This window comes from Neisseria sp. HMSC073G10, assembly GCF_001812605.1.
In the GTDB taxonomy this organism is placed as follows: domain Bacteria; phylum Pseudomonadota; class Gammaproteobacteria; order Burkholderiales; family Neisseriaceae; genus Neisseria; species Neisseria subflava_A.
The window spans coordinates 1-25,404 of the sequence record NZ_KV809516.1; the positions used below are offsets into that span (position 1 = coordinate 1).

Annotated in this window: 27 protein-coding genes; 18 read left to right on the forward strand and 9 right to left on the reverse strand. The window is 50.1% G+C overall.

What is annotated here, in order from left to right; translation table 11 throughout:
- Window positions 1-78 precede the first annotated feature (78 nt).
- The 5 genes from pflA to HMPREF2865_RS04665 form a co-directional block, all read right to left on the reverse strand.
- Window positions 79-885 (reverse strand): pyruvate formate lyase 1-activating protein, encoded by an 807-nt coding sequence (gene pflA, locus HMPREF2865_RS04645; protein ID WP_070646155.1) that lies wholly within the window; start codon window positions 883-885, stop codon window positions 79-81.
- A gap of 139 nt (window positions 886-1,024) precedes the next feature.
- Entirely contained in the window at window positions 1,025-3,310 is a 2,286-nt protein-coding gene (gene pflB / locus HMPREF2865_RS04650; RefSeq protein ID WP_070645913.1) for a formate C-acetyltransferase, read from the reverse strand.
- Between the two features lie 301 nt (window positions 3,311-3,611).
- On the reverse strand, window positions 3,612-4,910 hold the full coding sequence (locus HMPREF2865_RS04655) for an adenylosuccinate synthase (protein ID WP_070645915.1): 1,299 nt from the start codon (window positions 4,908-4,910) through the stop codon (window positions 3,612-3,614).
- Window positions 4,911-4,953: 43 nt separating this feature from the next.
- Window positions 4,954-6,111 carry an ATP phosphoribosyltransferase regulatory subunit gene (locus HMPREF2865_RS04660; RefSeq protein ID WP_070645917.1) on the reverse strand — a complete coding sequence of 386 codons (1,158 nt, stop codon included), beginning with the start codon at window positions 6,109-6,111 and terminating at the stop codon, window positions 4,954-4,956.
- Between the two features lie 324 nt (window positions 6,112-6,435).
- Entirely contained in the window at window positions 6,436-7,239 is an 804-nt protein-coding gene (locus HMPREF2865_RS04665; protein WP_003680807.1) for an outer membrane protein assembly factor BamD, read from the reverse strand.
- Between HMPREF2865_RS04665 and rluD the strand changes: the two genes are divergently transcribed.
- From rluD to HMPREF2865_RS04695, 6 genes are all read left to right on the forward strand, one after another.
- A complete protein-coding gene (rluD, locus tag HMPREF2865_RS04670; protein WP_070645919.1) occupies window positions 7,238-8,362 on the forward strand; it encodes a 23S rRNA pseudouridine(1911/1915/1917) synthase RluD in 1,125 nt (374 codons plus the stop codon). The genes HMPREF2865_RS04665 and rluD overlap by 2 nt on opposite strands.
- Window positions 8,363-8,443: 81 nt before the next feature.
- Entirely contained in the window at window positions 8,444-9,214 is a 771-nt protein-coding gene (pgeF, locus tag HMPREF2865_RS04675; protein WP_070645921.1) for a peptidoglycan editing factor PgeF, read from the forward strand.
- A gap of 120 nt (window positions 9,215-9,334) precedes the next feature.
- The gene (gene lptE, locus HMPREF2865_RS04680; RefSeq protein ID WP_070645923.1) at window positions 9,335-9,814 is read left to right on the forward strand and encodes an LPS-assembly lipoprotein LptE; all 480 of its coding nucleotides are present in this window, start codon (window positions 9,335-9,337) and stop codon (window positions 9,812-9,814) included.
- The gene (gene holA, locus HMPREF2865_RS04685) at window positions 9,814-10,815 is read left to right on the forward strand and encodes a DNA polymerase III subunit delta (protein WP_070645926.1); all 1,002 of its coding nucleotides are present in this window, start codon (window positions 9,814-9,816) and stop codon (window positions 10,813-10,815) included. The genes lptE and holA overlap by 1 nt, the downstream gene beginning before the upstream one ends.
- A 146-nt stretch (window positions 10,816-10,961) precedes the next feature.
- Window positions 10,962-11,381, forward strand: coding sequence for a hypothetical protein (locus HMPREF2865_RS04690; protein ID WP_003746427.1), 420 nt, complete (start codon window positions 10,962-10,964; stop codon window positions 11,379-11,381).
- A gap of 91 nt (window positions 11,382-11,472) precedes the next feature.
- The gene (locus HMPREF2865_RS04695) at window positions 11,473-11,997 is read left to right on the forward strand and encodes an RDD family protein (RefSeq protein WP_070645928.1); all 525 of its coding nucleotides are present in this window, start codon (window positions 11,473-11,475) and stop codon (window positions 11,995-11,997) included.
- A 94-nt stretch (window positions 11,998-12,091) separates the two neighbouring features.
- Here the strand turns inward: HMPREF2865_RS04695 and HMPREF2865_RS04700 are convergent, their stop codons facing one another.
- The 3 genes from HMPREF2865_RS04700 to HMPREF2865_RS04710 all read right to left on the reverse strand — a co-directional run bounded on the left by HMPREF2865_RS04700 (window position 12,092) and on the right by HMPREF2865_RS04710 (window position 14,603).
- Window positions 12,092-13,327, reverse strand: coding sequence for a beta-ketoacyl-ACP synthase (locus HMPREF2865_RS04700; protein ID WP_070645930.1), 1,236 nt, complete (start codon window positions 13,325-13,327; stop codon window positions 12,092-12,094).
- Entirely contained in the window at window positions 13,321-14,049 is a 729-nt protein-coding gene (gene fabG, locus HMPREF2865_RS04705; protein WP_070645932.1) for a 3-oxoacyl-ACP reductase FabG, read from the reverse strand. The genes HMPREF2865_RS04700 and fabG overlap by 7 nt, the downstream gene beginning before the upstream one ends.
- Window positions 14,050-14,114: 65 nt before the next feature.
- A complete protein-coding gene (locus HMPREF2865_RS04710; RefSeq protein WP_049336784.1) occupies window positions 14,115-14,603 on the reverse strand; it encodes a hotdog family protein in 489 nt (162 codons plus the stop codon).
- A gap of 110 nt (window positions 14,604-14,713) precedes the next feature.
- On the opposite strand from HMPREF2865_RS04710, the gene HMPREF2865_RS04715 reads away from it, so the two are divergent.
- From HMPREF2865_RS04715 to HMPREF2865_RS04765, 10 genes are all read left to right on the forward strand, one after another.
- Window positions 14,714-15,475: a beta-ketoacyl synthase chain length factor gene (locus tag HMPREF2865_RS04715; protein WP_070645934.1), complete on the forward strand. Its 762-nt coding sequence runs from the start codon at window positions 14,714-14,716 to the stop codon at window positions 15,473-15,475.
- Complete coding sequence (locus HMPREF2865_RS04720) at window positions 15,472-16,230, forward strand: lysophospholipid acyltransferase family protein (RefSeq protein WP_049344240.1); 759 nt, start codon at window positions 15,472-15,474, stop codon at window positions 16,228-16,230. The genes HMPREF2865_RS04715 and HMPREF2865_RS04720 overlap by 4 nt, the downstream gene beginning before the upstream one ends.
- A complete protein-coding gene (locus tag HMPREF2865_RS04725; RefSeq protein WP_003680822.1) occupies window positions 16,227-16,487 on the forward strand; it encodes a phosphopantetheine-binding protein in 261 nt (86 codons plus the stop codon). Before HMPREF2865_RS04720 ends, HMPREF2865_RS04725 begins: the two co-directional genes overlap by 4 nt.
- A 12-nt stretch (window positions 16,488-16,499) precedes the next feature.
- A complete protein-coding gene (locus tag HMPREF2865_RS04730) occupies window positions 16,500-16,748 on the forward strand; it encodes an acyl carrier protein (protein WP_070645936.1) in 249 nt (82 codons plus the stop codon).
- A gap of 112 nt (window positions 16,749-16,860) precedes the next feature.
- The gene (locus tag HMPREF2865_RS04735) at window positions 16,861-17,295 is read left to right on the forward strand and encodes a hypothetical protein (RefSeq protein ID WP_070645938.1); all 435 of its coding nucleotides are present in this window, start codon (window positions 16,861-16,863) and stop codon (window positions 17,293-17,295) included.
- A 269-nt stretch (window positions 17,296-17,564) separates the two neighbouring features.
- Window positions 17,565-18,350, forward strand: a complete 786-nt coding sequence (locus HMPREF2865_RS04745; protein WP_070645940.1) for a LysO family transporter — start codon at window positions 17,565-17,567, stop codon at window positions 18,348-18,350.
- A 78-nt stretch (window positions 18,351-18,428) separates the two neighbouring features.
- Window positions 18,429-18,968, forward strand: coding sequence for a COG4648 family protein (locus tag HMPREF2865_RS04750; RefSeq protein ID WP_070645942.1), 540 nt, complete (start codon window positions 18,429-18,431; stop codon window positions 18,966-18,968).
- Window positions 18,969-19,007: 39 nt separating this feature from the next.
- On the forward strand, window positions 19,008-19,763 hold the full coding sequence (locus tag HMPREF2865_RS04755) for a hypothetical protein (protein ID WP_070645944.1): 756 nt from the start codon (window positions 19,008-19,010) through the stop codon (window positions 19,761-19,763).
- Window positions 19,764-19,778: 15 nt separating this feature from the next.
- Window positions 19,779-21,482 (forward strand): ApeI family dehydratase, encoded by a 1,704-nt coding sequence (locus tag HMPREF2865_RS04760; RefSeq protein ID WP_070645946.1) that lies wholly within the window; start codon window positions 19,779-19,781, stop codon window positions 21,480-21,482.
- Window positions 21,483-21,518: 36 nt separating this feature from the next.
- Window positions 21,519-22,607: a FlxJ family methyltransferase gene (locus HMPREF2865_RS04765; RefSeq protein WP_070645948.1), complete on the forward strand. Its 1,089-nt coding sequence runs from the start codon at window positions 21,519-21,521 to the stop codon at window positions 22,605-22,607.
- Between the two features lie 90 nt (window positions 22,608-22,697).
- Here HMPREF2865_RS04765 and HMPREF2865_RS04770 read toward each other — a convergent pair whose 3' ends face one another.
- Complete coding sequence (locus HMPREF2865_RS04770; RefSeq protein ID WP_070645950.1) at window positions 22,698-23,354, reverse strand: cytochrome b/b6 domain-containing protein; 657 nt, start codon at window positions 23,352-23,354, stop codon at window positions 22,698-22,700.
- Between the two features lie 53 nt (window positions 23,355-23,407).
- On the opposite strand from HMPREF2865_RS04770, the gene HMPREF2865_RS04775 reads away from it, so the two are divergent.
- Window positions 23,408-24,289, forward strand: coding sequence for an NAD(P)H-hydrate dehydratase (locus tag HMPREF2865_RS04775; protein ID WP_070645952.1), 882 nt, complete (start codon window positions 23,408-23,410; stop codon window positions 24,287-24,289).
- Window positions 24,290-24,438: 149 nt separating this feature from the next.
- The gene (locus HMPREF2865_RS04780) at window positions 24,439-25,386 is read left to right on the forward strand and encodes a bile acid:sodium symporter family protein (RefSeq protein WP_070645954.1); all 948 of its coding nucleotides are present in this window, start codon (window positions 24,439-24,441) and stop codon (window positions 25,384-25,386) included.
- Window positions 25,387-25,404: the final 18 nt, after the last annotated feature.

Consider the following 25,404-nt stretch of genomic DNA (forward strand, 5'->3'; position numbering starts at 1 on the left):
AATATGCGCCCCTGATGGAACGCAATATATAAGGCCGTCTGAAACTGATTATTTCGTTTCAGACGGCCTTTTTCTGTTTTAATAAATAATGTTTTTTCCGTAGCTCTCTAATATTTCTTTGATTTTCAAAATGGTTTCTTTGGGCGGTGGATGTACGCCTTTTAACTTGTATTCGTCACCGCACAAAGCCCATTTATGTGCGCCCAATTCGTGATACGGCAAAAGCTCGACCATTTCGACATTATCCATATCACCGATAAACTCGCCCAATAAATGCGCCGATCGCTCATCATCGGTATAACCGGGAACAACCACATAACGCACACGCGTCGGCTGATTGCGTTCGGCAAGATAACGCGCAAATTTCAGCGTTTTGGTATTGGGAATACCGACGAGTACTTTATGAATTTCAGGATCGATTTGTTTCAAGTCAAGCATGACCAAATTGGTATGATCGAGCAAATCATCCAAAATCGAATCATAGTGCAAAGCATAGCCATTGCTGTCAAGACAGGTATGGATATCGTGTTCCCGACAGGCCGTAAACCAATCGCGTACAAACTCATATTGCAATAATGGCTCGCCGCCGGTTGCCGTTACGCCTCCGCCTGTCGCACGCAGATAATGACGATAGGTCATGACTTGCTTCATCACGGTTGCCACATCCAATTCCTGCGCCTGCTCGGTATGAAAATCCCAAGTATCACGATTATGGCAATAAAGACAACGCATCAGGCAACCTTGCAAAAAGAGCACGTAGCGCAAACCCGGACCATCGACAGCACCGCAAGATTCAATCGAATGAATAATGCCTTTGCCGTTATAGTGACGGTGGCCAAGGTCTTTCAGTGCCGGCTCGGGGGTAATGGCAAAAGTCGTGGACATAGTGTTCGGCTCAAAAATGTTTTTGCTTATATGGATTGTACGATAATAAAGGCCGTCTGAACATTTCAGACGGCCTTGGAGCTTTGTTTCAAAACAAACCAAATGCAAATATAGCTTCTGGTTTGTTTCTCCACCCGGATTACATGGTTTCTGTGAATGTACGGGTAATCACGTCAAGCTGTTGTTCGCGGGTCAACGAGTTGAAGCGAACCGCATAACCAGACACACGAATGGTCAACTGCGGATATTTCTCCGGATTGTGCATCGCATCTTCCAAAGTCTCACGATTCAATACGTTGACGTTCAAATGTTGACCGCCTTCCAAAATACCGTCTTCATGGTGGAAATAGCCGTCCATCAAACCGGCAAGGTTGCGTTCGCGAGAATGCTCGTCTTTACCCAACGCGCCAGGAATAATGGAGAAGGTATAAGAAATACCGTCTTTGGCAAACTCAAATGGCAGTTTGGCTACGGAAGTCAATGAAGCGACTGCACCGTTGACGTCACGGCCGTGCATTGGGTTTGCACCCGGACCAAACGGAGCGCCTGCACGGCGGCCGTCTGGAGTATTACCGGTTTTCTTACCGTAAACAACGTTGGAAGTAATGGTCAGTACGGACTGAGTCGGAGTGGCGTTGCGGTAAGTTTTGTGGGTTGCCACTTTTTTCATGAAACGTTCAACCAAATCGCAAGCAATATCGTCAACGCGGTCGTCGTTGTTACCAAATTGTGGGTATTCGCCTTCGATTTCGAAGTCAACGGCAATGCCATTTTCGTCACGAATCGGTTTCACTTTGGCGTACTTAATGGCGGACAATGAGTCGGCAGCCACAGACAGACCGGCAATACCGCAAGCCATCGTACGGATCACATCACGGTCATGCAATGCCATCAATGCAGCTTCGTAGCTGTATTTGTCGTGCATGTAGTGAATGATGTTCAGCGCGGTAACGTATTGGGTTGCCAACCAATCCATGAATTTGTCCATGCGCTCAAAGACAGTGTCGTAGTCCAAAACTTCGTCCATAATCGGCTCGGTTTTCGGACCAACTTGCTCTTTAGATTTCTCGTCCACGCCGCCGTTGATTGCGTACAGCAGAGTTTTAGCCAAGTTGGCGCGTGCGCCGAAGAACTGCATTTGTTTGCCGACCACCATCGGGCTGACGCAGCAGGCAATGGCGTAGTCGTCGCTGTTGAAGTCAGGGCGCATCAAATCATCGTTTTCGTATTGGATGGACGAAGTATCGATGGATACTTTGGCGCAGAATTCTTTAAAGCCTTGCGGCAGTTGTTCTGACCACAATACAGTGATGTTTGGCTCAGGAGACGGGCCCATGTTGTACAGGGTATGCAGCACGCGGAAGTTGGTGCGGGTTACCAAGGTACGGCCATCCAAGCCCATACCGCCGATGGATTCGGTTGCCCAAATCGGGTCGCCGGAGAAGAGTTGGTCATATTCGGGCGTACGCAGGAAACGGACCATACGCAGTTTCATCACCAAGTGGTCGATAAATTCTTGCGCTTGGGTTTCGGTAATCACACCGTTTTTCAGGTCGCGTTCGATATAAATATCCAAGAACGAAGACACACGGCCGAAGGACATCGCTGCGCCGTTTTGAGATTTAACGGCGGCAAGGTAGGCAAAGTAAGTCCATTGGATGGCTTCTTGTGCATTTTTTGCAGGGCCGGAAATATCGTAGCCGTAAGAAGCCGCCATTTCTTTCATTTGGCTCAATGCTTTGTATTGGTCATTGATTTCTTCGCGGCGGCGGATCACTTCTTCCAAGTCCACGCCGTTTTCCAAATCGGCTTGCAGTGAGTTGAACTGGTTGAGTTTGTCTTTCATCAAGAAGTCGATACCGTACAATGCAACACGACGGTAGTCACCGATAATACGGCCACGGCCATAAGCATCCGGCAGGCCGGTAATCACACCTGATTTACGGCAACGGCGGATGTCGGGAGTGTAAACGTCAAACACGCCTTGGTTATGGGTTTTGCGGTATTTAGTGAAAATTTCGCTGACTTCAGGGTTCAACTCAACGTTGTACACTTTGCACGCGTCTTGCACCATTTTCAAACCGCCAAACGGCATGATAGAGCGTTTCAAAGGCTCGTCTGTTTGCAGGCCGACAATGGTTTCCAAATCTTTGTTGATGTAGCCTGGAGCGTGGCTGGTAATACCGGATATGATTTGTGCGTCGATTTTGTACGGCTCGTGCGTACGGTTTTCTACTTTAATGCCTTCCAATACATCTGACCACAGTTTGGTTGTGGCTTCGGTTGCAGGTGCCAAGAAAGAGGCATCGCCTTCATAAGGCGTGTAGTTTTTCTGAATAAAATCGCGAACATCTACGTTGGTTTCCCAGTTACCGCCAGTAAAACCTTCCCAAGCGGCTGGACGTTGCTGAACATCATTTGACATATCAAGCTCCTAATTTTATTGAAAATATAGACCGTAAATTTTCTGAAAGGATAGCACTAATACCCTTCCATTTACAGGGGTTTCCTTGAAATAAAATTACAGACTAGCCTTTCCTTGACTTACATCAATGAGAATAATTGTTACTTGTCACTACATCTCAGTTTCCAAACACTCGCGTTAAAAAACGGCGTAAAATACAAAATTCAGCCCTGAAGACAGACGTCCTTCAGGGCTGAATGTTTATTGCATTTATATAAAAGGCCGTCTGAAAATTCAGACGGCCTTTTATTCACTTAATCAATCAAGCAAACGGGTGATGCAAAACAATGGTTTCTTCGCGATCAGGACCGGTTGAAACAATAGCCACAGGCGCACCGCAAACTTCTTCAATCCGTTTCAGATAAGCTTTAGCGTTTTCAGGCAGCTTGTCGTACTCTTTCACGCCGAAAGTCGACTCGCTCCAACCCGGCATAGTTTCATAAATCGGTTTGCAGGTTTCTACCGCATCAGAGCCGCAAGGCAGAATGTCGGTTTTGCTGCCATCAGGCAATTCATAACCTACACAGATATTGATGTTTTCAATACCATCCATCACGTCCAGCTTGGTAATGCACATGCCGGAAATGCCGTTAACTTGAATAGAGCGTTTCAGAGCAGCCGCATCAAACCAGCCACAACGACGCGCACGACCGGTTACAGAACCGAATTCATGGCCGCGTTCAGCCAAGCCTGCGCCCACTTCGTCAAACAATTCAGTCGGGAATGGACCGGAACCCACGCGAGTGGTATAGGCTTTAACGATACCCAAAACGTAATCCAGCATTTGCGGACCTACGCCTGCACCGGCAGAAGCTGCACCAGCCAAGCAGTTGGAGGAAGTGACAAACGGATAAGTACCGTAGTCGATATCCAGCAACGTACCTTGAGCACCTTCAAACAACAGGCTTTCGCCTTTGCGGTTTTTCTCGTTCAAAACACGGGAAACATCGGTAATCATCGGCGTAATGCGCGGTGCAACTTTTTCAATGACCGCCATCACATCTTCAACTTTTACCGGCTCGGCATTGTGCAGGTGTTGCAACTGGACATTGTAATAAGCCAAAACAGCTTCCAGTTTTTCAACCAGTTTTTCAGGGTGTAACAAGTCCACCACGCGAATCGCGCGACGGGCAACTTTATCTTCATAAGCCGGGCCGATGCCGCGACCGGTTGTACCAATTTTGCTTTTACCGCGGGAAGCTTCGCGTGCTTGGTCAAGCGCAATGTGGTAAGGCAGAATCAATGGGCAGGTCGGCGCAATTTTCAGACGGCCTTCAACGTTTTTCACACCGGCAGAGTTCAATTCGTCGATTTCACCCAACAATGCTTCAGGAGAAACGACAACACCTGAGCCGATGAAGCAGTCCAAAGTCTCATGCAAAATGCCGCTTGGAATCAGGCGCAAAATGGTTTTTTTGCCACCGACGACCAAAGTATGGCCGGCATTGTGGCCGCCTTGGAAACGTACAACACCGCTGGCTTCTTCCGCCAGCCAGTCAACAATCTTACCTTTGCCTTCATCACCCCATTGGGCACCGATTACGACAACATTTTTAGCCATAGCCATCTAACCTTATTTCAGATACAAAATTTCAAAATAAAACTCAATCGTTCAAAGCGATTACTTTCCAAACGCCGTCTACCTGTTTCAGACGGCCTGTAACCTCTTCCGAACCGTTATAGCCGATACCGTAATCGATAACGACACATTGTCCTTGTTCGCGCAAAGCATCTACCGCTTCTTGAGCCGCAGGCATGTCTTTTACATCGACAGCCACCACGGACTCCCGTCCGATAGCAGGAAGGCGGCCGATGAAGCTGCGCAAATCAAAACTGAATCCGGCTGCAGGACGCGCGCGTCCGAAGTATCCGCCCAATCCGTCATAACGGCCGCCGCGTGCCACGGCATCATGACGGTTTGAACCATAAGCCGCGTAAATCAAGCCGGTATGGTAATTGTCAACGCGCAGTTCCGACAAATCGATATGCACTTTTTGATTTGGGAACGCATCGCATACTGCCTGCAATTCATCCAAAGCCACACTGACTGCGGACAATTCGGGTAATTTCTCTCTAGCCACAGTCAGCACTTCACGACCGCCATACAATCGGGGCAACAATGAAAACGCTTTTGCCCACATGCCGTCAAGTTTCCACTCTTTGACCAACTGGCTGACAGCCTCGGCATCTTTGTCCTGCATCGATGACAGCAGGATTGCCGATTGCTGCTCATCCAAATGCGCGGCATTTGCTAAAGCACGGAATACGCCGATATGGCCTAATGAAAGCAAAACTTCGCCCATGTCGGCAATCTTCATGCTTTTCAGCATCAAATCAATCAATTCGATATCCGCTTCAATGCCTTCCAAGCCGTACATTTCCGCACCCGCCTGCAAAGGTTCGCGCATATTGAGCAATCCGTCAGGACGCGCATGAAGTACCGAACCGGCGTAGCATAAACGGTTGATACCTTGGTTGGCAGAAAGCAAGTGGGCATCGATACGCGCTACCTGCGGCGTAATATCCGCGCGGATACCGAGCTGACGGCCGCTAAGCTGATCGACGACCAAAATGGTTTTCAAAGACAAACCGGCATCGATATGCGTCAATAAGGAATGGCTGTATTCCATCAATGGCGGTTGCACCAATTCATAACCATGCACGCGAAACAAAGCCAACAGCTGCTCACGGGCGCTTTCCAGTTGTCGGGCATTGGTCGGTAACACGTCGGCAACGTGTTCAGGAAGCTGCCAAGACTTCATGAGAATCTACCTCTGTTTTTTTTTGTAAACATAAAGGGCTGCTTAAATTTAAAACCAAATCAGCCTGACGACTGAAATTTTCCTGAATGCGTCAACGGCAAATCCGATGCGGCTTCAACAAAACTGATTTTAAATTTAAACAGCCCCTGAGTAACGGCTTCGAACCGTCAAGTTATTAAAATCAGACTTTACCATATTAAAACGAATTTTGCACCCTGTTTACAGAGAACGTAAAAAAACATTAAAAACAAAGGCCGTCTGAAAACCAAATGCATAGCTGCATCATTTTCAGACGGCCTTATTCATGCCTAAACAACTCGACGCTTAGCGCCAGTAACGCCACCAAGGCATATCGTCAGATCGCCATTCGTGTTGCAAGAACGGGCTTTGCGGGAAGTTGGTTTCCAAAACACGGCGTGTATCGGCAGCCAGTTGCGGCTTATCCAGTTTTTTATACGCCAATTCCATCATCGCCAAAGCTTCTTCGACGTAACGGGTATTTTGGTAACGGCTGACGATTTTTTGCGCACGGTTGGCCGCTGCGACATAAGCACCGCGTTTCATGTAATAACGCGCCACAGATATCTCGTTACCACCCAAAGCGTCCACCAGCTTGGCCATACGCTCGGTTGCATCAGCAGCGTATTTGCTGTTTGGATAACGTTGAACCAACTCGGCAAACGCCTGATAAGCATCGCGGTTGGCTTTCGGGTCGCGGTCGGACCAGTCTTGGGAAGCCAGCTTGTTCAAGAAAGACTGGTCTTCGTTAAACAGGACCAGACCTTTCAAGTACAGCGCGTAGTCCATATTCGGATGTTGCGGATGATGGCGTTGGAAGCGCGCAATGGCAGCCAAGGCTTTTTCCGGCTCATCGTCTTTATAATAGGCATACGCCGTATCCAACTGGGACTGCTGGGCATAGCGGCCGTTTGGAAAACGGGACTCTAAAATTTCGTATAACTTGACAGCTCGCGTATAATTGTTGCTGTTCAACTCGTCTTGCGCTTCGGCATAAAGCTTTTCCACACTCCAATCTTGAGTAATTTGGGCGTCTTTATCGATTGTGCCTTTATTTGCGCAGGCACTCAGTGCCAAACCTAAAGAAACTACTAAAAGAATTTTTTTCATGCAGAATACTTCCTTTGATAACGAAGCCGATTATAGCGATGATTTAGACTTTCCGTCATCCCCTGAAACAGAAAGTTGTGTTAATTTGACCGTTCCGCTCGAAATGGCGGGCGGAAGGCTGGATGCCGTATTGGCCAAACTCATGCCCGACTACTCGCGCAGCCGCCTGAGTTCGTGGATTAAAGAGGGTGCAGTCATTGTAAACGATAAGCCCGCGCAACCCAAAGATAAAATGATAGGCGGTGAATTGATTGCCGTTACGGTACGTCCGAGCGAAGAAAACCTCGCGTTCACGCCCGAACCGATGGATTTGGACATTATTTATGAAGACGATACCGTCATCGTCATCAACAAACCGGCCGGATTGGTCGTCCACCCTGCCGCAGGCAACTGGAGCGGCACCCTGCTCAACGGACTGCTGGCGCACTGTCCCGAATTAAGTCAAGTGCCGCGTGCGGGCATCGTACACCGTTTGGACAAAGAAACCAGCGGCCTGATGGTGGTTGCCAAGACCTTGCCGGCGCAAAATTCATTAGTTCAACAGCTTCAAGAGCGCACAGTCAAACGCATTTACCGTGCAGTCGCCAACGGCATCGTTCCTTTTGACGGCAAAATTGAAACCCAAATCGGCCGCGATCCGCACAACCGCCTGAAAATGGCAGTCGTCAAATTCGGCGGCAAACCTGCCATTACCCATGTCAAAGTGTTGGAACGTTATCTGGCACACAGCTACATCGAATGCTCGCTCGAAACCGGCCGCACCCACCAAATCCGCGTTCATATGCGCGAAGCCAACCATCCGCTGGCCGCCGACCCTGTTTACGGCAACCTGCGCCATCCATGCAGCGACGCAGTTAAAGAAGCCATCAAAGCCCTCGGCGCTCGCCAAGCCCTACATGCCTACCGCTTGAGCTTTGTACACCCGAAAACCGGCGAAGCCGTTTCCTTTGAAGCGCCTATGCCTGACGATATGTACCACCTGCTTTCCGTCCTGCGTCTGGAAGCCGGTTTGGATTCGTCTTTAAGTAATGAGGAAGAATGGCAAGAAAAATTCGGCACAGACGATGACGATGATTGGAATGAAGACGACTACGATGTCGAAGTCGTTTATGTAAGGGATTAAACCCATAGTTTCAGACGGCCTAAAATATTATTTGAGGCCGTCTGAAATCAATCCGTTCCAATATTCAGCGATTCAAAGATTATGAAAACCATCACAGATACCCTAAACCTTGCCCCGCAAGGCAAGAATTTTTTGACTGCCGACTGGCCTGCCCCTACCAATGTTAAAACGCTTATTACCACACGCAACGGCGGTGTCAGCGAAGGTGTGTACCGCAGCCTAAATGTCGGTTCGCACGTCGGCGACAATCTGGAAGCCGTGCTCCGCAACCGCGAAATCGTGCAGGAACAAGTCGGCCTGCCCGTTGCCTACCTTAATCAAATCCACAGCACCATTGTTGTGAACGCAGCCGAAGCGTTAGGAAATACACCCGACGCCGATGCCTCGGTGGATACAACGGGCACGGTCGCCTGCGCTTCAATGACTGCCGATTGCCTGCCTGTCTTGTTTTGCGACAAAGCAGGGACCGTTGTTGCGGTGGCTCATGCAGGTTGGCGCGGTTTGGCCGGCGGCGTTTTGCAAAATACCATTGCGGCAATGAATGTCGAGCCGTTGGAAATCATGGCCTATCTCGCGCCTGCCATCGGCCCTGATGCGTTTGAGGTGGGACAAGATGTATTTGATGCATTTTGCACACCCATGCCGGAAGCTGTCGATGCGTTTGAAGACATCGGCGGCGGCAAATACCTTGCCGACATTTACGCTTTGGCACGCATGGTTCTGCACCGCGAAGGCGTGAACATGATTTATGGAGGCACCCATTGCACCGTCTTGGAACGCGATACTTTCTTCTCCTACCGCCGCGACGGACAAACCGGCCGCATGGTCAGCCTGATTTGGTTGGGAAAATAAGATTTTCGCCATCAAAGACAAGGCCGTCTGAAATACTTTCCGTTTACGGTTTCAGACGGCCTAAACATTATTCGTTATAATCCGACGATACCGTAACCGGTTTCAACGAAGGAATATCCAATGAAAAAAATCCTATTGCCTGCACTCGCCCTATTGCTTGCCTCTTGCGGTTTCCACCTGAAAGGCACTGGCGTAACTTCACAGCCTCTGCCTTATCAAAACTGGCATGTAGAAGGCGGAGCCGTCATGCAAAAAGCGCTGGAAAATGCCTTACGCCGTGCCGACGGCCATCCGGTTAGCGAAGCCGAATCACAAATCACCCTGCGCGTTGTCGACTTTCAAAAACGCCGCGATATCTACACCATCACCCGCGCCGCCGCAATCAACGAATACCTGCTGGCCATGACCGTCAAAGCCCAAGCCTTCCGCAACGGCGAGCCGGTTGGCGAACCGATGGAAGTTAAGGTTCACCGCACCATGGACTACGCCGACAGCGAAGTTTTGGGCAAACAGGAAGAGGAAGAAACCATTTGGTCTGAAATGCGCATCGACGCCGCAGATCAGATCGTCCGCCGCATGACTTTCCTGAAAGCGCAATAATGGCTGCCGCGCCCATTGAGAGCCTGCGCCCCGATACGCCGCTCAAACCGTTGTATATCATCCACGGCGAAGAGGATTTATTGCGCATCGAGGCTTTGGATACGCTGCGCGCAGCCGCAAAAAAACAAGGCTATCTCAACCGCGAAGTCTATACCGCCGAAAACAATTTTGACTGGAACGAGCTGTTGCAAAGTGCCGGCAGCGCAGGTTTGTTTGCCGATTTGAAACTGCTGGAAATCCACATTCCCAACGGCAAACCCGGCAAAAACGGAGGCGATGCCCTGCAAACTTTCGCCGAACGCCTGCCCGAAGATACGGTTACGCTTATCCTCCTACCCAAGCTTGAAAAAGCGCAAATCCAGTCCAAATGGTTTTCTGCATTGGCAGGCAAAGGCATCGTCTTAGAAGCCAAAGCCGTTGCGCCACATGCTTTGCCGCAATGGATACAGGGCCGTCTGAAGCAGCAAGGTTTGGATATCGAACCTGAAGCACTTGCCCTTTTTGCCGAGCGCGTCGAAGGCAATCTTTTGGCCGCCCGTCAGGAAATCGAAAAACTCGCCCTGCTCCATCCTCAAGGCCATTTAATCAATATTGCCGACGCAGAAGCCGCAGTTGCCACCGTCGCCCGCTTCGACGTATTCCAACTGGCAGGCGCATGGATGAAAGGCGATGCCCTGCGCGTTTCCCGTTTGCTGGACGGTTTGGAAGAAGAAGGCGAAGAGCCGGTTTTGCTGTTGTGGGCAGTTGCCGAAGACATCCGCACCCTAATCCGCCTGACTGCCGCACTCAAGCAGGGACAAAACATCCAAAGCCTGCGCAACAGCCTGCGCTTATGGGGCGACAAGCAGACCCTTGCACCGATGGCGGCCAAACGCATTTCCATCAACTGCCTGCTCGACGCGCTCAAAACCTGCGCCAAAATCGACCGCATCATCAAAGGCGCGGAAGAAGGCGATGCATGGACCGAGTTCAAACAGCTCGTTACCTCGCTGGCCGCTTGAAACCGTTGCCACGCGTCAAGAAACTTGCACGCAATACGCCCCAAAAACAGAAAATACTGTAAAATAGCGTAAACTCAAATTCAGGCCGTCTGAACCTCGCATTTCAGACGGCCTCTTCCAGCAAAAAACAAGGAAACACCAACCATATGGATAATAAAACCAAACTTCGCATCGGCGGTCTGGCCCTGCTGACCACTGCCGTATTAAGCCTCATCATCGTTCTGATTGTCGATTCATGGCCGCTGGCCATTCTGTTGGCCGTCATCATCGTGGCCGCTGCCGCAGGCGGTTTCGTTTGGACTTCACGCCGTCAGCAACGCCAATTCCTCGAGCGCCTGAAAAAATTCGACATCGACCCGGAAAAAGGCCGTATCAACGAAGCCAACCTGCGCCGTATGTACCACAGCGGCGGCCAACATCAAAAAGACGCGATTACCCTGGTTTGCCTGTCACAAAAATGTTCTGTTGACGAAGCGCACGCCATCTTCAAAAAACGTCCGACCCGTCAGGAAATGAACCAAATGGCTGCCCAACAGGCACGCGGTCAAAAACGTCCACATCGCTAATCCCGACAGTAACAGGCCGTCTGAACATCCTATCCCGTTTCAGACGGCCTGTTTTTATTTCCATCAAACCCATTTCCGTTTCCATCGCATTATGACCCGTCTTCCTACCGTCCCACTCAAACGCCGCCTCGCCGCACTGGTTTACGAACTTCTGCTGACCGGCGCCGTTACCAGCATTGCCGCCCTTGCAGCCGGTATTGTCGCCATCTTTCTCAATCCCGTTTCCACGCGCCTGTCCATGCTGACAACCTGCCTGATTCTGTTCTACGCATGGTGGCTCTACTTCCGCGCCAACTGGCACAAAAAAGGCCAAACCCTCGCCATGCAAACATGGAAAATCGGCTTAGCCGATAAAAACGACACCCAGCCGCCCCTGCCTCAACTGCGCCTGCGCTTTATTTGGGCCAGCATTTTTATTGTTTTCATTCCCCTGCTTGCCTACGCCGGATTGCGTCATCTGCTCAATATACCGCCCAAAGGCGCATTCGGAGCCGCGCTCATCTGGCTCATCCTGCCATGGGGCTTCGCCCTGTTCCATCCCGACCGCCAATTCCTCTACGACTTCTTGGCCGGAACAAGGCTGGTGGATTTAAATCAGAAGAAAACAAACGAATAAAATTCGCAAGCATCTCAAGCTCTAAATGAAATAAAGGCCGTCTGAAACTCAAGATACGTTTCAGACGGCCTTTAATCATAAAATCAAGCAATGATTATTCTTGCCAACGTTTGAACACCAGCGAAGTATTGACGCCGCCAAAAGCAAAGTTATTGCTGACCACATAATCGGTTTGAATCTCACGTCCGCCAGTTTGGATGTAATCCACCTTGCCGCAACGCGGATCGATGTTTTCCAAATTGACAGTCGGCGCAAACCAGCCGTTGTTCATCATTTCAATGGTAAACCAGGCTTCCAATGCGCCGCACGCGCCGAGTGTATGGCCGAGATAGCTTTTTTGCGAACTCATCGGCACAAAACCAAATACCGCCTCAGTCGCCAATGTTTCGGCAATATCGCCTTTTTCGGTCGCCGTACCGTGGCCGCTGACATAGCCGACTTTATCAGGCGTAATACCGGCGTCTTTCAGCGCAAGCTCCATACATTTCTGCATGGTTTCTTTTTGCGGCTGGGTAACGTGGCTGCCGTCGCTGTTGGCACCATAGCCGACAAGCTCGGCATAGATTTTCGCACCGCGTCGTTTGGCGTGTTCCAATTCTTCCAACACAAAAATGCCTGCGCCTTCGCCGATGACCAAGCCGTCTCGAGCGTTGTCGTAAGGGCGCGGCGTCAGCTCAGGTTCGCCGTTGCGGCGGCTGGCGGCATAAAGTGAATCGAAAACATAAACTTCGGACGGACAAAATTCTTCGCCGCCGCCGGCCAGCATCATATCAATCAGGCCGTATTTAATCGCTTCGTAGGCATAACCAATGCCTTGGCTGCCGGAAGAACACGCGCTCGAAGTCGGGATAATGCGACCTTTCAAACCGAAGAAAATGCCGATATTGGCGGCAGTCGTATGCGGCATCATGCGCACATAAGTATTGGCGTTGAAATTGCGTGATGTGCCGGTCAGCAAGAGCTCGCCCAAATCGCCGATGTCTTGGGTACTACCGACAGACGAACCGCACGCCACGCCCATACGGCCGTCTGTAATGCTTTCATCACCCAACAAGCCTGCATCCGTCAGGGCTTGTTCTGCCGCATCGACACACAAATGCGATACACGCCCCATGCTTCTGAGCTGCTTGCGCGTCCAATGTTTGGGAGGAGAATAGCCTTCAATCGGCGCACCCAGTTGCGCTTCCAATTCAGGAAAGCGATCGCTCCAGTCCATATGTTTGACTGCGTTTTTTTCGGCTTTAAAGGCCGCCTGAATACTTTGCCAATCACGGCCGAAGGCGGTAATACCGCCGATACCTGTTACTACGACTCTTCTGGTATTCAACACAAACCTCCGTTCACAGCAATCACTTGGCGCGTAATGTACGCCGCTTTTTCATCCATCAAAAAGCGCACCGCATGCGCCACTTCTTCGGGCAATCCCATACGCGCGGCAGGGACGGCCTTTAAGATTTCTTCGACAGGCACGTTCTCATCGATAATATCGGTATCGATAAGGCCCGGTGCCACGCAGTTGACGGTAATTTTACGTTTTGCCAACTCAACCGCCAACGCTTTTGCCGCGCCGATTAAGCCCGCTTTGGACGCGCTGTAATTGACTTGACCGCGGTTGCCCGTCAAACCGGACACCGACGCCATGCACACAATCCGTCCTGCTTTACGGCGGCGGATCATCGGCATGGTCAAAGGGTGCAACACATTATAAAAACCGTCCAAATTGGTACGCAGCACCAAGTCCCAATCGTCATCTGTAAACGCAGGAAACGCATTGTCGCGCGTTAGGCCGGCATTCAGCACCACGCCGTAATATGTGCCGTTTGCCTCAATGTCGGCAGTCAAAATCTCACGGCAGGCTTCGCGGTCGGACACGTCAAACTGCAACACGCGCGCATTTCTACCCAACGCACGGACTTCATCCGCTACAGCTTCCGCTTCATCACGGCGGCTGCGGCAGTGGACGACAATATCAAAGCCGTCCTGCGCCAAACCAAGTGCGACGGCTTTGCCGATACCGCGATTAGACCCTGTAATTAAAATAGTTTCACTCATACGTTTTCTCACTATATCGACAGGCCGTCTGAATCTTTGTCTTTTCAGACGGCCTTGTAAACGGTTTAAATGACTTGACCGTCTTTCGGACTGTACACATTTAAAGAAGCTTTTGCCAGCAAACCGTCCGGAGGCAACAGATGCTTCACATCTTCCGGCGCATCCGTCCAGCGCAACTCGCAATCAAATACGCCCATGCCGCCCAAATCCTGAATGGACACATGCGCCCTGACTTCCAGCTCAGTACCGACAGGCACGGAATCGGCAAACAAATCCAGCTTGCGCGTTCCCAATAAAAAACCCAAACGGACAGGCTCTCCGGCCTTTAAAGCCTCAATGCCTGCAAACGCGCCTATGCCCTGCGCCATCAATTCCATATAAGCCATAGACGGCAACACGCCGTCCTGCAGCAAAATATGCTTGTCGCCAACCGGCGCACGGCAAACCGTGTAGTCATCACCAAATTCTTTCACACAGTCGATAAGCACCATATGTCCGCTGTGCGGAAGCAGCGAAGCCACATCATAAATCGGGGCACTCGGTATTGAAGGCATAAAATGTCATCCGGGAATAAATTACGTTACAATATGCATTATAACAGAGCCTAGCTTTTACTAACCCATTTCATTACAATGTATGAAAATGTAAAACATTGAAAGACATCATGCCTCAAAACGTTTGCCGTTTCAGCTTCAATATCGCCGCATGGCAGGCCTCCTCCAGCAAAATCAGTACGCCGGAGCAATGGCAGGACTGGGCGCAGGGAAAACTCGATACCGCCTCCCTGCCGGAGTGTAAACCCGCGCTCTCCTTTTTGCCGCCTATGCAACGCCGCCGCTTGGGAAAAGCGGCGCGCTTGGTTTGTGATGCCGCATGGAATCTGGCCGACCAATATCCTGAAAGCGTACCGGTGTACGTTTCGCATGACGGCGAAAGCAACCGCAGCTTTGAATTGTGGCAAGAGCTTTTGAACACGCATACCGTATCGCCGACCTCATTCGGCCTGTCCGTCCACAACGCGACGATTGGGCAATGGTCGATGTTGCGTAAAGATATGAGCGAGCATACCGCGTTGGCCGTTGCCGCCGATTCCTTTGAAACCGCGCTGACCGAGGCATTCGCGCTTTTGCAAGATGGCGCGCCATCCGTTTTAGTAATTGTCGCCGATGATCCTTTGTCTGAAGACTATCCCGTCTTGGCTACACGTGCGCCGTTTGCCTATGCATTGGCACTGGTCATCACCAAAGGCGAAAACTATACCTTAAGCTTGGAAACCACATCCGCAAGGCCGTCTGAAAATCCTAACGATACAACAGTCGAGCCCTATTGGAGCAGCTTGGAGTGGATACGCTTCCTGCTTTCAGACGGCCGACAACACACGCAATACTATATCGGTAGAAACTGGCACTGGCAGAAAAACGCATGAAGACTTTAGACTATTTCCGTCGCTTTTTTGCCACACTCTTCGGCTTTATCCTTTTCGGCGTTGCAGGCGTATTGTTCAAAATTGCACTTTTGCCCTATACGCTCAAATCGACCAAAGGCGACATCAAACGCCAACTTGAAGCAAGGCGCATGATAGGCAAAGTTTGGCGTTTCTTTGTCGGCTACCTGCAATGGTCGGGCGTATTGAGTGTCCGCTTCAACGGCTTGGAAAAACTCGGCAGACCCGGCCAGCTCATTCTTGCCAACCATCCCTCGCTTTTGGATGTCGTCTTGCTGATCAGCCACTATTCCGAGCCAAACGTACTGGTTAAAAAAGACCTGTTGCACAACCCCAGCATGAAAAGCCAGATTATCGCTTCAGGCTACATCCCCAACGATGAAAGCATGGAAATGCTGGAAGAAATCGACGCCGTGTTCAAAAGCGGGCAAAGTCTGCTGATTTTCCCCGAAGGCACGCGCACAGGTTGGGACGGACAGGTTAAAATGCACCGCGGCGCCGTATCGCTCGGTTTGCGCAGCGCATCAGTCATCACGCCCGTGTGCATCAAGATGACGCCGCCCAATTTTAAAAAGGGGCAGCCGTGGTACAAAATCCCGCCACAAAAAATTCATTATGAAATTACCGTCGGCGACGACATCCTGCCGGAAGAATGGCTGGCAGAAAAACCCCTGCCCATCGCCGCACGCCGTTTAAACGAATACCTGCAAGACTATTTCACAAGGAAAACCACATGAGCAATTTAGAAAACCAAATCAAACAATTAATCATCGACAGCTTAGGTCTGGAAGACATTACTGTTGCCGACATCGGCAGCGAAGATCCGCTTTTCGGCGACGACGGCTTGGGCCTGGATTCGGTTGATGCATTGGAACTTGGTTTGGCCGTACAAAAAACCTTCGGCTTCCAGCTCGACGGTGAAAACGACAACCTGCGCGAAAACTTCGCCAACGTCAAAACTCTGGCCGAGTTTGTCAAGAGCCGCCAAGCATAAGGGAGAGACAAGATGACCGAACAAGAAGTACGCGCCCTGCTGACCGATGCACTGGTTAACCTGTTTGAAATCGAACCGGAACGCATCAAACCCGAAACCAACCTCTACGAAGATTTGGAAATCGACAGCATCGACGCCATCGACCTCATCGACCACATCAAACGCGAAACCGGCCGCAAACTGCAAGCCGAAGACTTCCGCAATGTGCGTACCGTAGAAGACGTGGTTCAAGCAGTTTTGAAAGTACGACAAGATTCCTGATTCCGCTTTGAATCAGCATATTTTCAGACGGCCTTGTCAATCGGCAAGGTCATCTGAACATCAATAAACAACATCAACCTTTCTCACTTATCCATAATATACAACTAACACCATGAAAAAACTCATTCCTCTTGTTCTCTTACTCCCTGCCTTATCTGCGCACGCCGAAATTTCTCTCATCAAAAAAATGACACATGACGAGTGTATTCAAATCATTCGTGATTCATTGGATATGTATAACGATATGGAGTTTTGTGAAAAAAACACAAACGAGGAAACTCAACGTAATGGGATGCTGGCATGGACTATGGCTGGATTTGTCAACAGCAAATCAGCAATGTCCCCTATCTGCCCAACGGTCAAAAAAATGACCAAACAAGAGCAGACTGAAATGTTTTCCCACTATCCGCAATCTCATGAACCCAAAGAGGTGACAAAATTCTGTACCCCAAAAAACCGTAAACGCATTGCCAAGCTCTATCCAAAATACTATAAGCTGCTCGTAGAACATGAAGCCTTTGAAAAAAATAAGGAAGAAAACGAATAATCCAAGACACCATCGACCTTATTGACCACATCAAATGCGAAACCGGCCGCAAACTGCAACCGGCAAACCTGCTCAAAGAACAATGATATTAATTGACTTCTCTCTTACGAAACAAAATATTTAATATCAAATCAATAATTTTCAACTGGAGAGTTATAAATATGGAATCATCTTTATCATCGATCTTTATTGTTCTTGCATTGTTATCTACCGGTTTCCTATCTGGTAAATTTCTTGCACCACCCCTTCGACAAGTCCTACTCAAACCCTTGTCCTTTATTGTCCTGCTGCTGCTCTTTTTCATGGGCTATGAGTTCGGCGGCGTCTTTACCAACCCGAATCTGGGCGCGGACATCGTCAAATATGCCCTGCTGCTCGCACTGATTATCAGCACGTTTACCTTGATTGCGCTTTATCGCAAACCCGAAGCCTCGACTGCTCCCACTCCATCGGGCAGCTTTATCAAACCCTTTTACGGCTGTTTCAAAGCCTTTGCTTTTTTCGGTTTGGGTGTCGCGGCATTTGCCTTTTTCGGGCGACAGGTCGGCAATCTGCCCATCGACAGCACCCATATCCTCTATCTGCTGATTTTCATGGTTGGCATGGACTTGGTTCATTTCCAGCTTGGCGGATTCGGACGTAGGATTTTCCTGCTGCCGCTTCTGACCGTTGCTGCAACCGCCGCCGCGTGTTTCGTTTTTTCGCTATGTTCGCCCTATTCGTTTGCCCAAAGCCTGGTATTGTCGGGCGGTTTCGGCTGGTTCTCCCTTTCGGGTCCTATGGTTGGAAAAGCGGTATCGCCCGAAATGGGTGCGGTAGCGTTTATGACCGATTTTTTCCGCGAAATGATCAGCATCGTCTTCCTGTATTTCTACGGACGAAAGCAGCCTATGGCGGCAATCGGCATTTCCGGCGCAGCGGCAATGGACTCCGCCCTGCCCTTTGTAAAAGAAAACTGCCGCGCCGAATACATCAAATACGCCGTCGTCAGCGGCTTTATCCTGACCCTTGTCGCACCGTTTTTTCTGTCCGCCGCCATTGCCATGCTGCACTGACCCTACTATTTTTTTAAACAACTTTCAGACGACCTTTCCCCCCTAAAACCCAAAAGTCGTCTGAAACCGAACACCATTATGAAAACACTGGGAAAATTCCTACTGACCCTTGCCAGCCTCGCCTATCCGCTTCTATGGTATTACGGAAGGGAAAACGGTGCGTTTTTCTGGCTTGCTGCGGCCATGTGCGTGTTATGGCTGATACGCGCCGCCATGCCGCAAACCACAGCCCAACGCATTACAGCGATTATCCTTGCCGCCTTTTTTGCGGCGGTACTGGTTTTCAGACGGCCTGACTCGATGTATTGGTATCCCGTCGCCGTCAACGCGCTGATGCTTGCCGTTTTCGGTGGCAGCCTATTTGCCAAACAAACCGTCATCGAACGCCTCGCCCGACTGCAACACCCCGATTTGCCGCCCGAAGGCGTGCGCCACACTCGGCGCGTTACGCAAATCTGGTGCGCGTTCTTTGTCTTCAACGGCGTGACTGCCGCCATTTTGGCAGGCTTGCAATATTACGATTGGTGGGCGGCTTATACGGGCATCGTGTCTTATGTGTTAATGGGAATCTTATTTGCCGGAGAATGGATTTATCGGAAATTGGTTTTGAAGGTTTAAACCATTAAAAATATTTCATCAATTAGACGAATAACCATAATGAAAAAAATTATCCTACTCACCCTGATTTCCTTCACATTTACCGCATGCTCTTCTACATCTAAAACGCCTTTATCCCCTGAAGAAAAGGCAGAAGCCGAATACAAGAAAAATTATACGGAAGTTGCCAGCCACACCATCAAAACGCGCTCGGGAAACCTGACCGTCATTGACCGAATACACAATCGTTATTCTGACGATACCACAACCAGCAGCATGAATTTGATGATTATTCGGAAATCCAATACGGTAAAAGCAAGGGCTGCACAAACAGCCGTATTTACAGCAACTTTTGCATTACTGATTCTTGCCCACAACAGCAATCATATTGGATATGAAGGCCCTGACCTGCTGGGCAAACACAGTTTAAGCGGGAAGCCCATTAAACCGAATTTTGCGAATCCTGTTTTTGAACAATTCTCCCCCAAAGTTCGCGATTGGGCGGCAAAACGGTCATTTAAAAGCAATAGTGCCAATAAAAAACTATTTGTCCAACCGGGTCGTTTCTATTTGGTTTATGAAAAATTCAATAAACGAGACCGATTCTTTCTGAACAATGAAGTCAGCCTTTTTTTAGACGGACAAAGCGGTAAAACCGATCGCTTACTCCATTGTTTCAAAAGAAGTGAAAGCCATTCATTGGAAGAGTGGCAGGCAAATGATTACGAATTGGTACGCCAAACGACAAACAAACAATACGATGAATGCTTGGCCCAATTCAAAGAAGATACCAAGGCAAATACATCAAAATTATAAAACCTTAGAACCATCATGCACCTAACCCAAATCCTATCCCCCGACCTACCCCAACACGACCTTATCGCCACCCATCCGAATTGGACGCGTACTGATTTCAACCGTGCGGTTTTCCATCTGTCAGGCCATCTGAAACAGGCAGGCGTGCAAACTGCCGCGTTATGGTTTGACGATGCCGCGCTGTTTGCCTGTGCCGTGTTGGCAGTGTGGCATTCGGGCGGAAAGGTTTTATTGTTGCCCAATTTGGCGCAAGACAATTTGGAATGGGGGAAAACGGCAGAGGCGTTTTTAACAGATTCAACAGATAAAAAGCTATCTTCAGACGGCCTAAATATCTGGCACTTGCCTGATGTATTAGCTAAAACAGATTTGGAAGAGCTGAACACCTATCCTGAAAACCATCTGATTCCCGACCATGCCGAAGCATGGCTGAAAACATCAGGTTCCAGCGGTGAAGCGCAAATTATTGTGAAAACCGCCGCGCAAATGCAGGCAGAAGCCCTGACTTTGGCAAATACGCTGCCATTTGGACAACACGGTGAAACCGTGGTCGGCAGCGTGATTCCGCAGCATCTTTACGGCTTCACATTCCGCTTCGCACTCGCGCTGACAATGGGTTGGACTATGGAGCGACAGCAGGCGGTTTATCCGGAAAACCTACTTTCCAGCACAGCCGCACATGATAAAGTGGTTTGGATTGCCAGTCCGGCCGTACTCAACCGCTTGGGAGAAAACCGCAACTGGCAGAGTATCGGCCATAAAATTGCAGGCATTGTCTCGGCCGGCGGTGCGTTGCCCGCAGCCACGGCGGATTTGCTGCAACAGGCTGCCGTCCGCCCGTTTGAAGTTTATGGTAGTACCGAAACCGGCGTGATTGCCTCACGTTGCGAACGCCAAGAATGGCAGCCTTTTGAAAGCGTGGAAATCGGGCAAAACGAAGAAGGCGCACTTTGGGCTTCTTCGCCTTGGTCGCCCGAACGCCGCCAAACCGCCGATTTGATCGAGCCGCAAGATGACGGTTTTCTGTTACTCGGTCGCCAAGACCGCATTATTAAATTTGAGGACAAACGCGTGTCGCTGACCCAAATCGAACACGAACTTTTACAACACCCTTGGATTGCCGATGCCCATTGCGGCCGTCATCCGCAACATCAACGCATTGCCATATGGGCGGCATTGAACGCAGACGGTATCGCCGCCTTGCGCGAGAAAGGCCGCGCTGCGGTCGCAGATACGCTCAAACGCCATCTGGCCGCCACGCAGGACACCATCGCCCTGCCGCGTTACTGGCGTTTTACCGACAACCTGCCGCGCAATGCCCAAGCCAAAATCGCCGCGGCAGATTTTCAGATGGCCTTTACCGTTGCCCAAACTTCGCCCGTTTGGTCGAAAACATCATCTGACGATGAAACCAATATCGAAACTTTTATCGGGCGCGTGCCTTTGGATTTGGTTTATTTCGGCGGCCATTTTGCCACCTTCCCGCTGGTTCCCGGCGTGGTCGAGCTGCAATGGGTGCGCAACCTGATCGCGCCCAAGCCATGGGGCAAACAACGCGTCATCCGCATCGAAAATCTAAAATATCAGCAGTTTATCCGTCCTCACGATGAAGTGTCGGTAGAGCTGAAATTTGATGAAGGCAAAAACAAACTGAGCTTTAAAATCAACAACGGAGAGCATCCGTGTGCATCAGGACGGATTGTGTTTGAGGCCGTCTGAATATACCTATTAACTTTTTAGTGGAAAACCAACAATATGCAACTCTTCCCTGCCCTAGAACAACGCTATTCCCACGAACACCAGTCCGCTGGCGAGGCTCAACGTCTGGCTCAAGAAATCGCTTTTGCACCGATTGTGTTCCAAGTTTCCCGCCTGATGGTGAAATTTGGCATTCTGGACCTGTTGAACGACCATCCAGACGGCCTCACTCAAGCCGAAATTGCTGAAAAAGCGAAAATCAGCAACTACGCGGCACAAGTCCTGCTGGAAGCCTCGCTGTCTATCGGCACTGTCTTAACTCGCGACAACCGCTATTTCATCAGCAAGGTCGGTTGGTTTGTCCTCAAAGACAAAATGGCCCGCGTCAACATGGATTTCACGCAGGAAATCTGCTACCAAGGTATGTTTGATTTGGAAAAAACCCTGCAAACCGGCAAGCCTGAAGGCCTGAAAGTATTCGGCGACTGGCCGACTATTTACGAAGGCTTGTCTTCATTGCCAAGCATCGCGCAGGAAAAATGGTTTGCATTCGACCATTATTATTCCGACAATTCCTTCGCCGAAGCACTCAACACCGTGTTCGCCAAACCGGTTAAAAAACTGCTCGATGTCGGCGGCAACACCGGCCGCTGGGCGGAGCAATGTGTCAACCACAATGCCGAAGTCGAAGTAACCATCATGGATCTGCCGCAACAAATCGGCTTGATGCGTGAGGCGACCAAAGGCAAAAACGGCGCGGACCGTATCCACGCCCATCCGGCCAACCTGCTTGATCCTGAAATTCCGTTCCCAACCGGTTTTGACGCAATTTGGATGAGCCAATTCCTAGACTGTTTCACCGAAGAACAAGCCACCAGCATTCTTCAACGCGCCGCTGCATCTATGAGCGAAAACACCAGCCTCTACATTATGGAGCCTTTTTGGGACAGACAACGCTACGAAACCGCCGCCTACTGCCTGACCATGACCAGCCTATATTTCACTGCCATGGCCAACGGCAACAGCAAAATCTTCCACTCTGAAGACTTGATCCGTTGCGTTGAAAAAGCCGGATTGAAAGTAGCGGAAGTTTCAGACGGCATCGGCCGCGGCCACAGCATCTTGCGCTGCGTTAAGGCCGTCTGAACATCATCTTTTAAACCCTAAAAATAAACCGACCCCAACAACCATTTCGGCTATCGGGGTCGGTTTCTTTTAGGTATCAGCCTTAATGCATCAGCCGCGCAACATCCATACTGCACACACTAAAACAATCGCCACCGACAAAGCGGCAAGCAGTTGCCCCATTCCGGCCAATTTAGGCTGCTGGACATCGATGGTTTTAAAGCCGTTAATCATCGGCGTAATCAAATCCTGTTTTTTCACAAAGCGATACAGCAAAACAGCTGCAATATGTACGCCCACCAAAACAGCTAAGACATTAAAGAAATTGACATGGATTTTTCGCACCAGCGTACCGGCGTGTTCGCTGACCAAATAATTTAAAAAGCCGGAATTGGTAAACGTATTTTCATCGGCGGCAAATAAGCCTGTGGCCGTCTGAAAAACCAGGGCGGCCAATAAAGCAATGACCATCAGCGCGCCCAAAGGATTGTGGCCGACCAATTCGTCTTCAGACATCTGGCCTTGCGTATAGCGGCGGATTTCGGAAAACGGGCGCACAAATCGGCTGAATTTTGCCGTATCGCTGCCCCAAATCCCCCAACACAAGCGGAAAACCACCAAAGCCAGCATAAACAAACCGCCGCGCAAGTGCCATACCAGCATATCGCCGCCTTGGGTTGCGCTGTACCACATGAATCCCATCAATAACACCAAGAGCCAATGGAACAGGCGCGTAGGTGCGTCCCAAACTTTTATTTTTTGCTTCATTACCTTTTACTTTCTGATTTAAAATTAAATTTCTTATCTTGGAAGGTTACGCCATGCAGCCCATCTACACGCTTCCCGAATCGCTTCAAGCTTTTCAGACGGCCTTAGCATTTCCTGACGTATTCCGCCCCCGCATCCAAGAATCGCACAAAGGCACATACGGCACACTTGCCATTATCGGAGGCGCAACAGGAATGAGCGGTGCGGTGGTTTTGGCAGCCACAGCCGCCATGTATCAAGGGTGCGGCAAGGTTTGGGCGGGTTTCAACCAAGCCACGCTGCCCTTTGCCATCATTCCCGAACGCCCTGAAATCATGCTCGCCACTGTAACCCAACTGATGGAGCGCAACGATGTCGGCGCACGCGTAATCGGCTGCGGCTTTGGTTTGGACGGATTATCAGAGCAGCTGCTGCCCCAAATCCTGTCGACACACCACGACCAGCCTTTATTGCTCGATGCCGATGCTTTGACACTGCTTGCCCGTTCTTCCGAATTGGCCGAACGCCTCAAATCGTACAAACATATCGTCCTGACACCTCATCCGGCAGAAGCTGCACGCCTACTCGGTACCGATACCCAATCAGTTCAAGCCGACAGGCAAAAAGCCGTAACCGAAATCAGCCGTAAATATGGCGCAACCGTCGTATTGAAAGGCCATCATACATTGGTGGCCACGGCAGACGGCATAGTCTATACCAACACCAGCGGCAATGCCGGATTGGCTACCGCAGGCAGCGGCGATGTCTTGAGCGGCATTATCGGCAGCCTGCTGGCACAAGGCATTCCGACATTCCAAGCCGCCTGCGCCGGCGTATGGCTGCATGGTGCGGCGGCCGATGTCATCAAACACAGCAGCCAAATCGAAACCGGCATGCTCGCCGGAGAAATCGCACCTACCGCCCGATGGCTGCGCAATATTTTATCAAAAGAATAATGCCGTCTATATAGCAAATACAAATCACAGGCCGTCTGAAAATCAATCCTTATTTTCAGACGGCCTTATTTATTTTGAGCCTTTTTGCAAATTAAGGTTAAGGCGTGTATCCTTAGTTTCCCTTAAAAACAACTTCACAACATATCATCATGAATACCCTTAACAAAATCAGTAATTTTATCGGAAAGACCTTTTCCCTCTGGGCCGCACTCTTTGCCGGTATCGCTTTTTTCGCACCCGACACCTTCAAATGGGTCGGCCCTTACATTCCTTGGCTACTGGGCGTCATCATGTTCGGCATGGGCTTGACCCTCAAACCCTCCGACTTTGATATTCTGTTTAAACATCCCAAAGCCGTCATTATCGGCGTGATTGCCCAATTCGCCATCATGCCTGCGACAGCCTATCTGCTGGCGAAACTGTTGAACCTGCCTGCCGAAATCGCAGTCGGTGTGATTTTGGTCGGCTGCTGCCCGGGCGGTACTGCTTCAAATGTAATGACTTATCTGGCGCGTGGCAATGTGGCTTTGTCGGTTGCCGTTACGTCTGTTTCTACCCTGATTTCCCCATTGCTGACTCCTGCCATCTTCCTGATGCTTGCCGGTGAAATGCTGGAAATCCAAGCGGGCGGCATGTTGATGTCCATCGTCAAAATGGTTTTGCTCCCCATCGTTTTGGGCTTGATTGTCCATAAAATATTGGGCAACAAAACTGAAAAACTGACCGATGCGCTGCCGCTGGTTTCCGTTGCCGCCATCGTGCTGATTATCGGCGCGGTAGTCGGCGCCAGCAAAGGCAAGATTATTGAAAGCGGCCTGCTGATTTTCGCGGTTGTCGTACTTCACAACGGCATCGGCTATCTGCTCGGCTTCTTTGCCGCCAAATGGACCGGCCTGCCTTATGACGCACAAAAAACGCTGGCCATTGAAGTCGGTATGCAAAACTCAGGCTTAGGTGCCGCGCTTGCCGCCGCACACTTTGCCGCCGCGCCGGTTGTTGCCGTTCCCAGCGCATTGTTCAGCGTGTGGCACAATATCTCCGGCTCGCTTTTGGCAACTTATTGGGCAGCCAAAGCCGATAAAAATAAAGAATCCTAAACGTCTTTAATCATAAGG

Bases quoted from the DNA above. Each gene is read 5' to 3' on its own strand.
- pgeF (WP_070645921.1), top strand. From the start codon at position 8,444: ATGAAAACCATCACAGATACCCTAAACCTTGCCCCGCAAGGCAAGAAT.
- HMPREF2865_RS04690 (WP_003746427.1), top strand. From the start codon at position 10,962: ATGGATAATAAAACCAAACTTCGCATCGGCGGTCTGGCCCTGCTGACC.
- HMPREF2865_RS04780 (WP_070645954.1), top strand. From the start codon at position 24,439: ATGAATACCCTTAACAAAATCAGTAATTTTATCGGAAAGACCTTTTCC.
- HMPREF2865_RS04695 (WP_070645928.1), top strand. From the start codon at position 11,473: ATGACCCGTCTTCCTACCGTCCCACTCAAACGCCGCCTCGCCGCACTG.
- HMPREF2865_RS04725 (WP_003680822.1), top strand. From the start codon at position 16,227: ATGAGCAATTTAGAAAACCAAATCAAACAATTAATCATCGACAGCTTA.
- HMPREF2865_RS04665 (WP_003680807.1), bottom strand. From the start codon at position 7,239: ATGAAAAAAATTCTTTTAGTAGTTTCTTTAGGTTTGGCACTGAGTGCC.
- HMPREF2865_RS04710 (WP_049336784.1), bottom strand. From the start codon at position 14,603: ATGCCTTCAATACCGAGTGCCCCGATTTATGATGTGGCTTCGCTGCTT.
- HMPREF2865_RS04760 (WP_070645946.1), top strand. From the start codon at position 19,779: ATGCACCTAACCCAAATCCTATCCCCCGACCTACCCCAACACGACCTT.
- HMPREF2865_RS04730 (WP_070645936.1), top strand. From the start codon at position 16,500: ATGACCGAACAAGAAGTACGCGCCCTGCTGACCGATGCACTGGTTAAC.
- pflA (WP_070646155.1), bottom strand. From the start codon at position 885: ATGTCCACGACTTTTGCCATTACCCCCGAGCCGGCACTGAAAGACCTT.
- HMPREF2865_RS04765 (WP_070645948.1), top strand. From the start codon at position 21,519: ATGCAACTCTTCCCTGCCCTAGAACAACGCTATTCCCACGAACACCAG.
- HMPREF2865_RS04655 (WP_070645915.1), bottom strand. From the start codon at position 4,910: ATGGCTAAAAATGTTGTCGTAATCGGTGCCCAATGGGGTGATGAAGGC.
- HMPREF2865_RS04720 (WP_049344240.1), top strand. From the start codon at position 15,472: ATGAAGACTTTAGACTATTTCCGTCGCTTTTTTGCCACACTCTTCGGC.
- HMPREF2865_RS04735 (WP_070645938.1), top strand. From the start codon at position 16,861: ATGAAAAAACTCATTCCTCTTGTTCTCTTACTCCCTGCCTTATCTGCG.
- rluD (WP_070645919.1), top strand. From the start codon at position 7,238: ATGCAGAATACTTCCTTTGATAACGAAGCCGATTATAGCGATGATTTA.
- HMPREF2865_RS04775 (WP_070645952.1), top strand. From the start codon at position 23,408: ATGCAGCCCATCTACACGCTTCCCGAATCGCTTCAAGCTTTTCAGACG.
- HMPREF2865_RS04660 (WP_070645917.1), bottom strand. From the start codon at position 6,111: ATGAAGTCTTGGCAGCTTCCTGAACACGTTGCCGACGTGTTACCGACC.
- lptE (WP_070645923.1), top strand. From the start codon at position 9,335: ATGAAAAAAATCCTATTGCCTGCACTCGCCCTATTGCTTGCCTCTTGC.
- HMPREF2865_RS04770 (WP_070645950.1), bottom strand. From the start codon at position 23,354: ATGAAGCAAAAAATAAAAGTTTGGGACGCACCTACGCGCCTGTTCCAT.
- holA (WP_070645926.1), top strand. From the start codon at position 9,814: ATGGCTGCCGCGCCCATTGAGAGCCTGCGCCCCGATACGCCGCTCAAA.
- HMPREF2865_RS04755 (WP_070645944.1), top strand. From the start codon at position 19,008: ATGAAAAAAATTATCCTACTCACCCTGATTTCCTTCACATTTACCGCA.
- HMPREF2865_RS04715 (WP_070645934.1), top strand. From the start codon at position 14,714: ATGCCTCAAAACGTTTGCCGTTTCAGCTTCAATATCGCCGCATGGCAG.
- HMPREF2865_RS04750 (WP_070645942.1), top strand. From the start codon at position 18,429: ATGAAAACACTGGGAAAATTCCTACTGACCCTTGCCAGCCTCGCCTAT.
- fabG (WP_070645932.1), bottom strand. From the start codon at position 14,049: ATGAGTGAAACTATTTTAATTACAGGGTCTAATCGCGGTATCGGCAAA.
- pflB (WP_070645913.1), bottom strand. From the start codon at position 3,310: ATGTCAAATGATGTTCAGCAACGTCCAGCCGCTTGGGAAGGTTTTACT.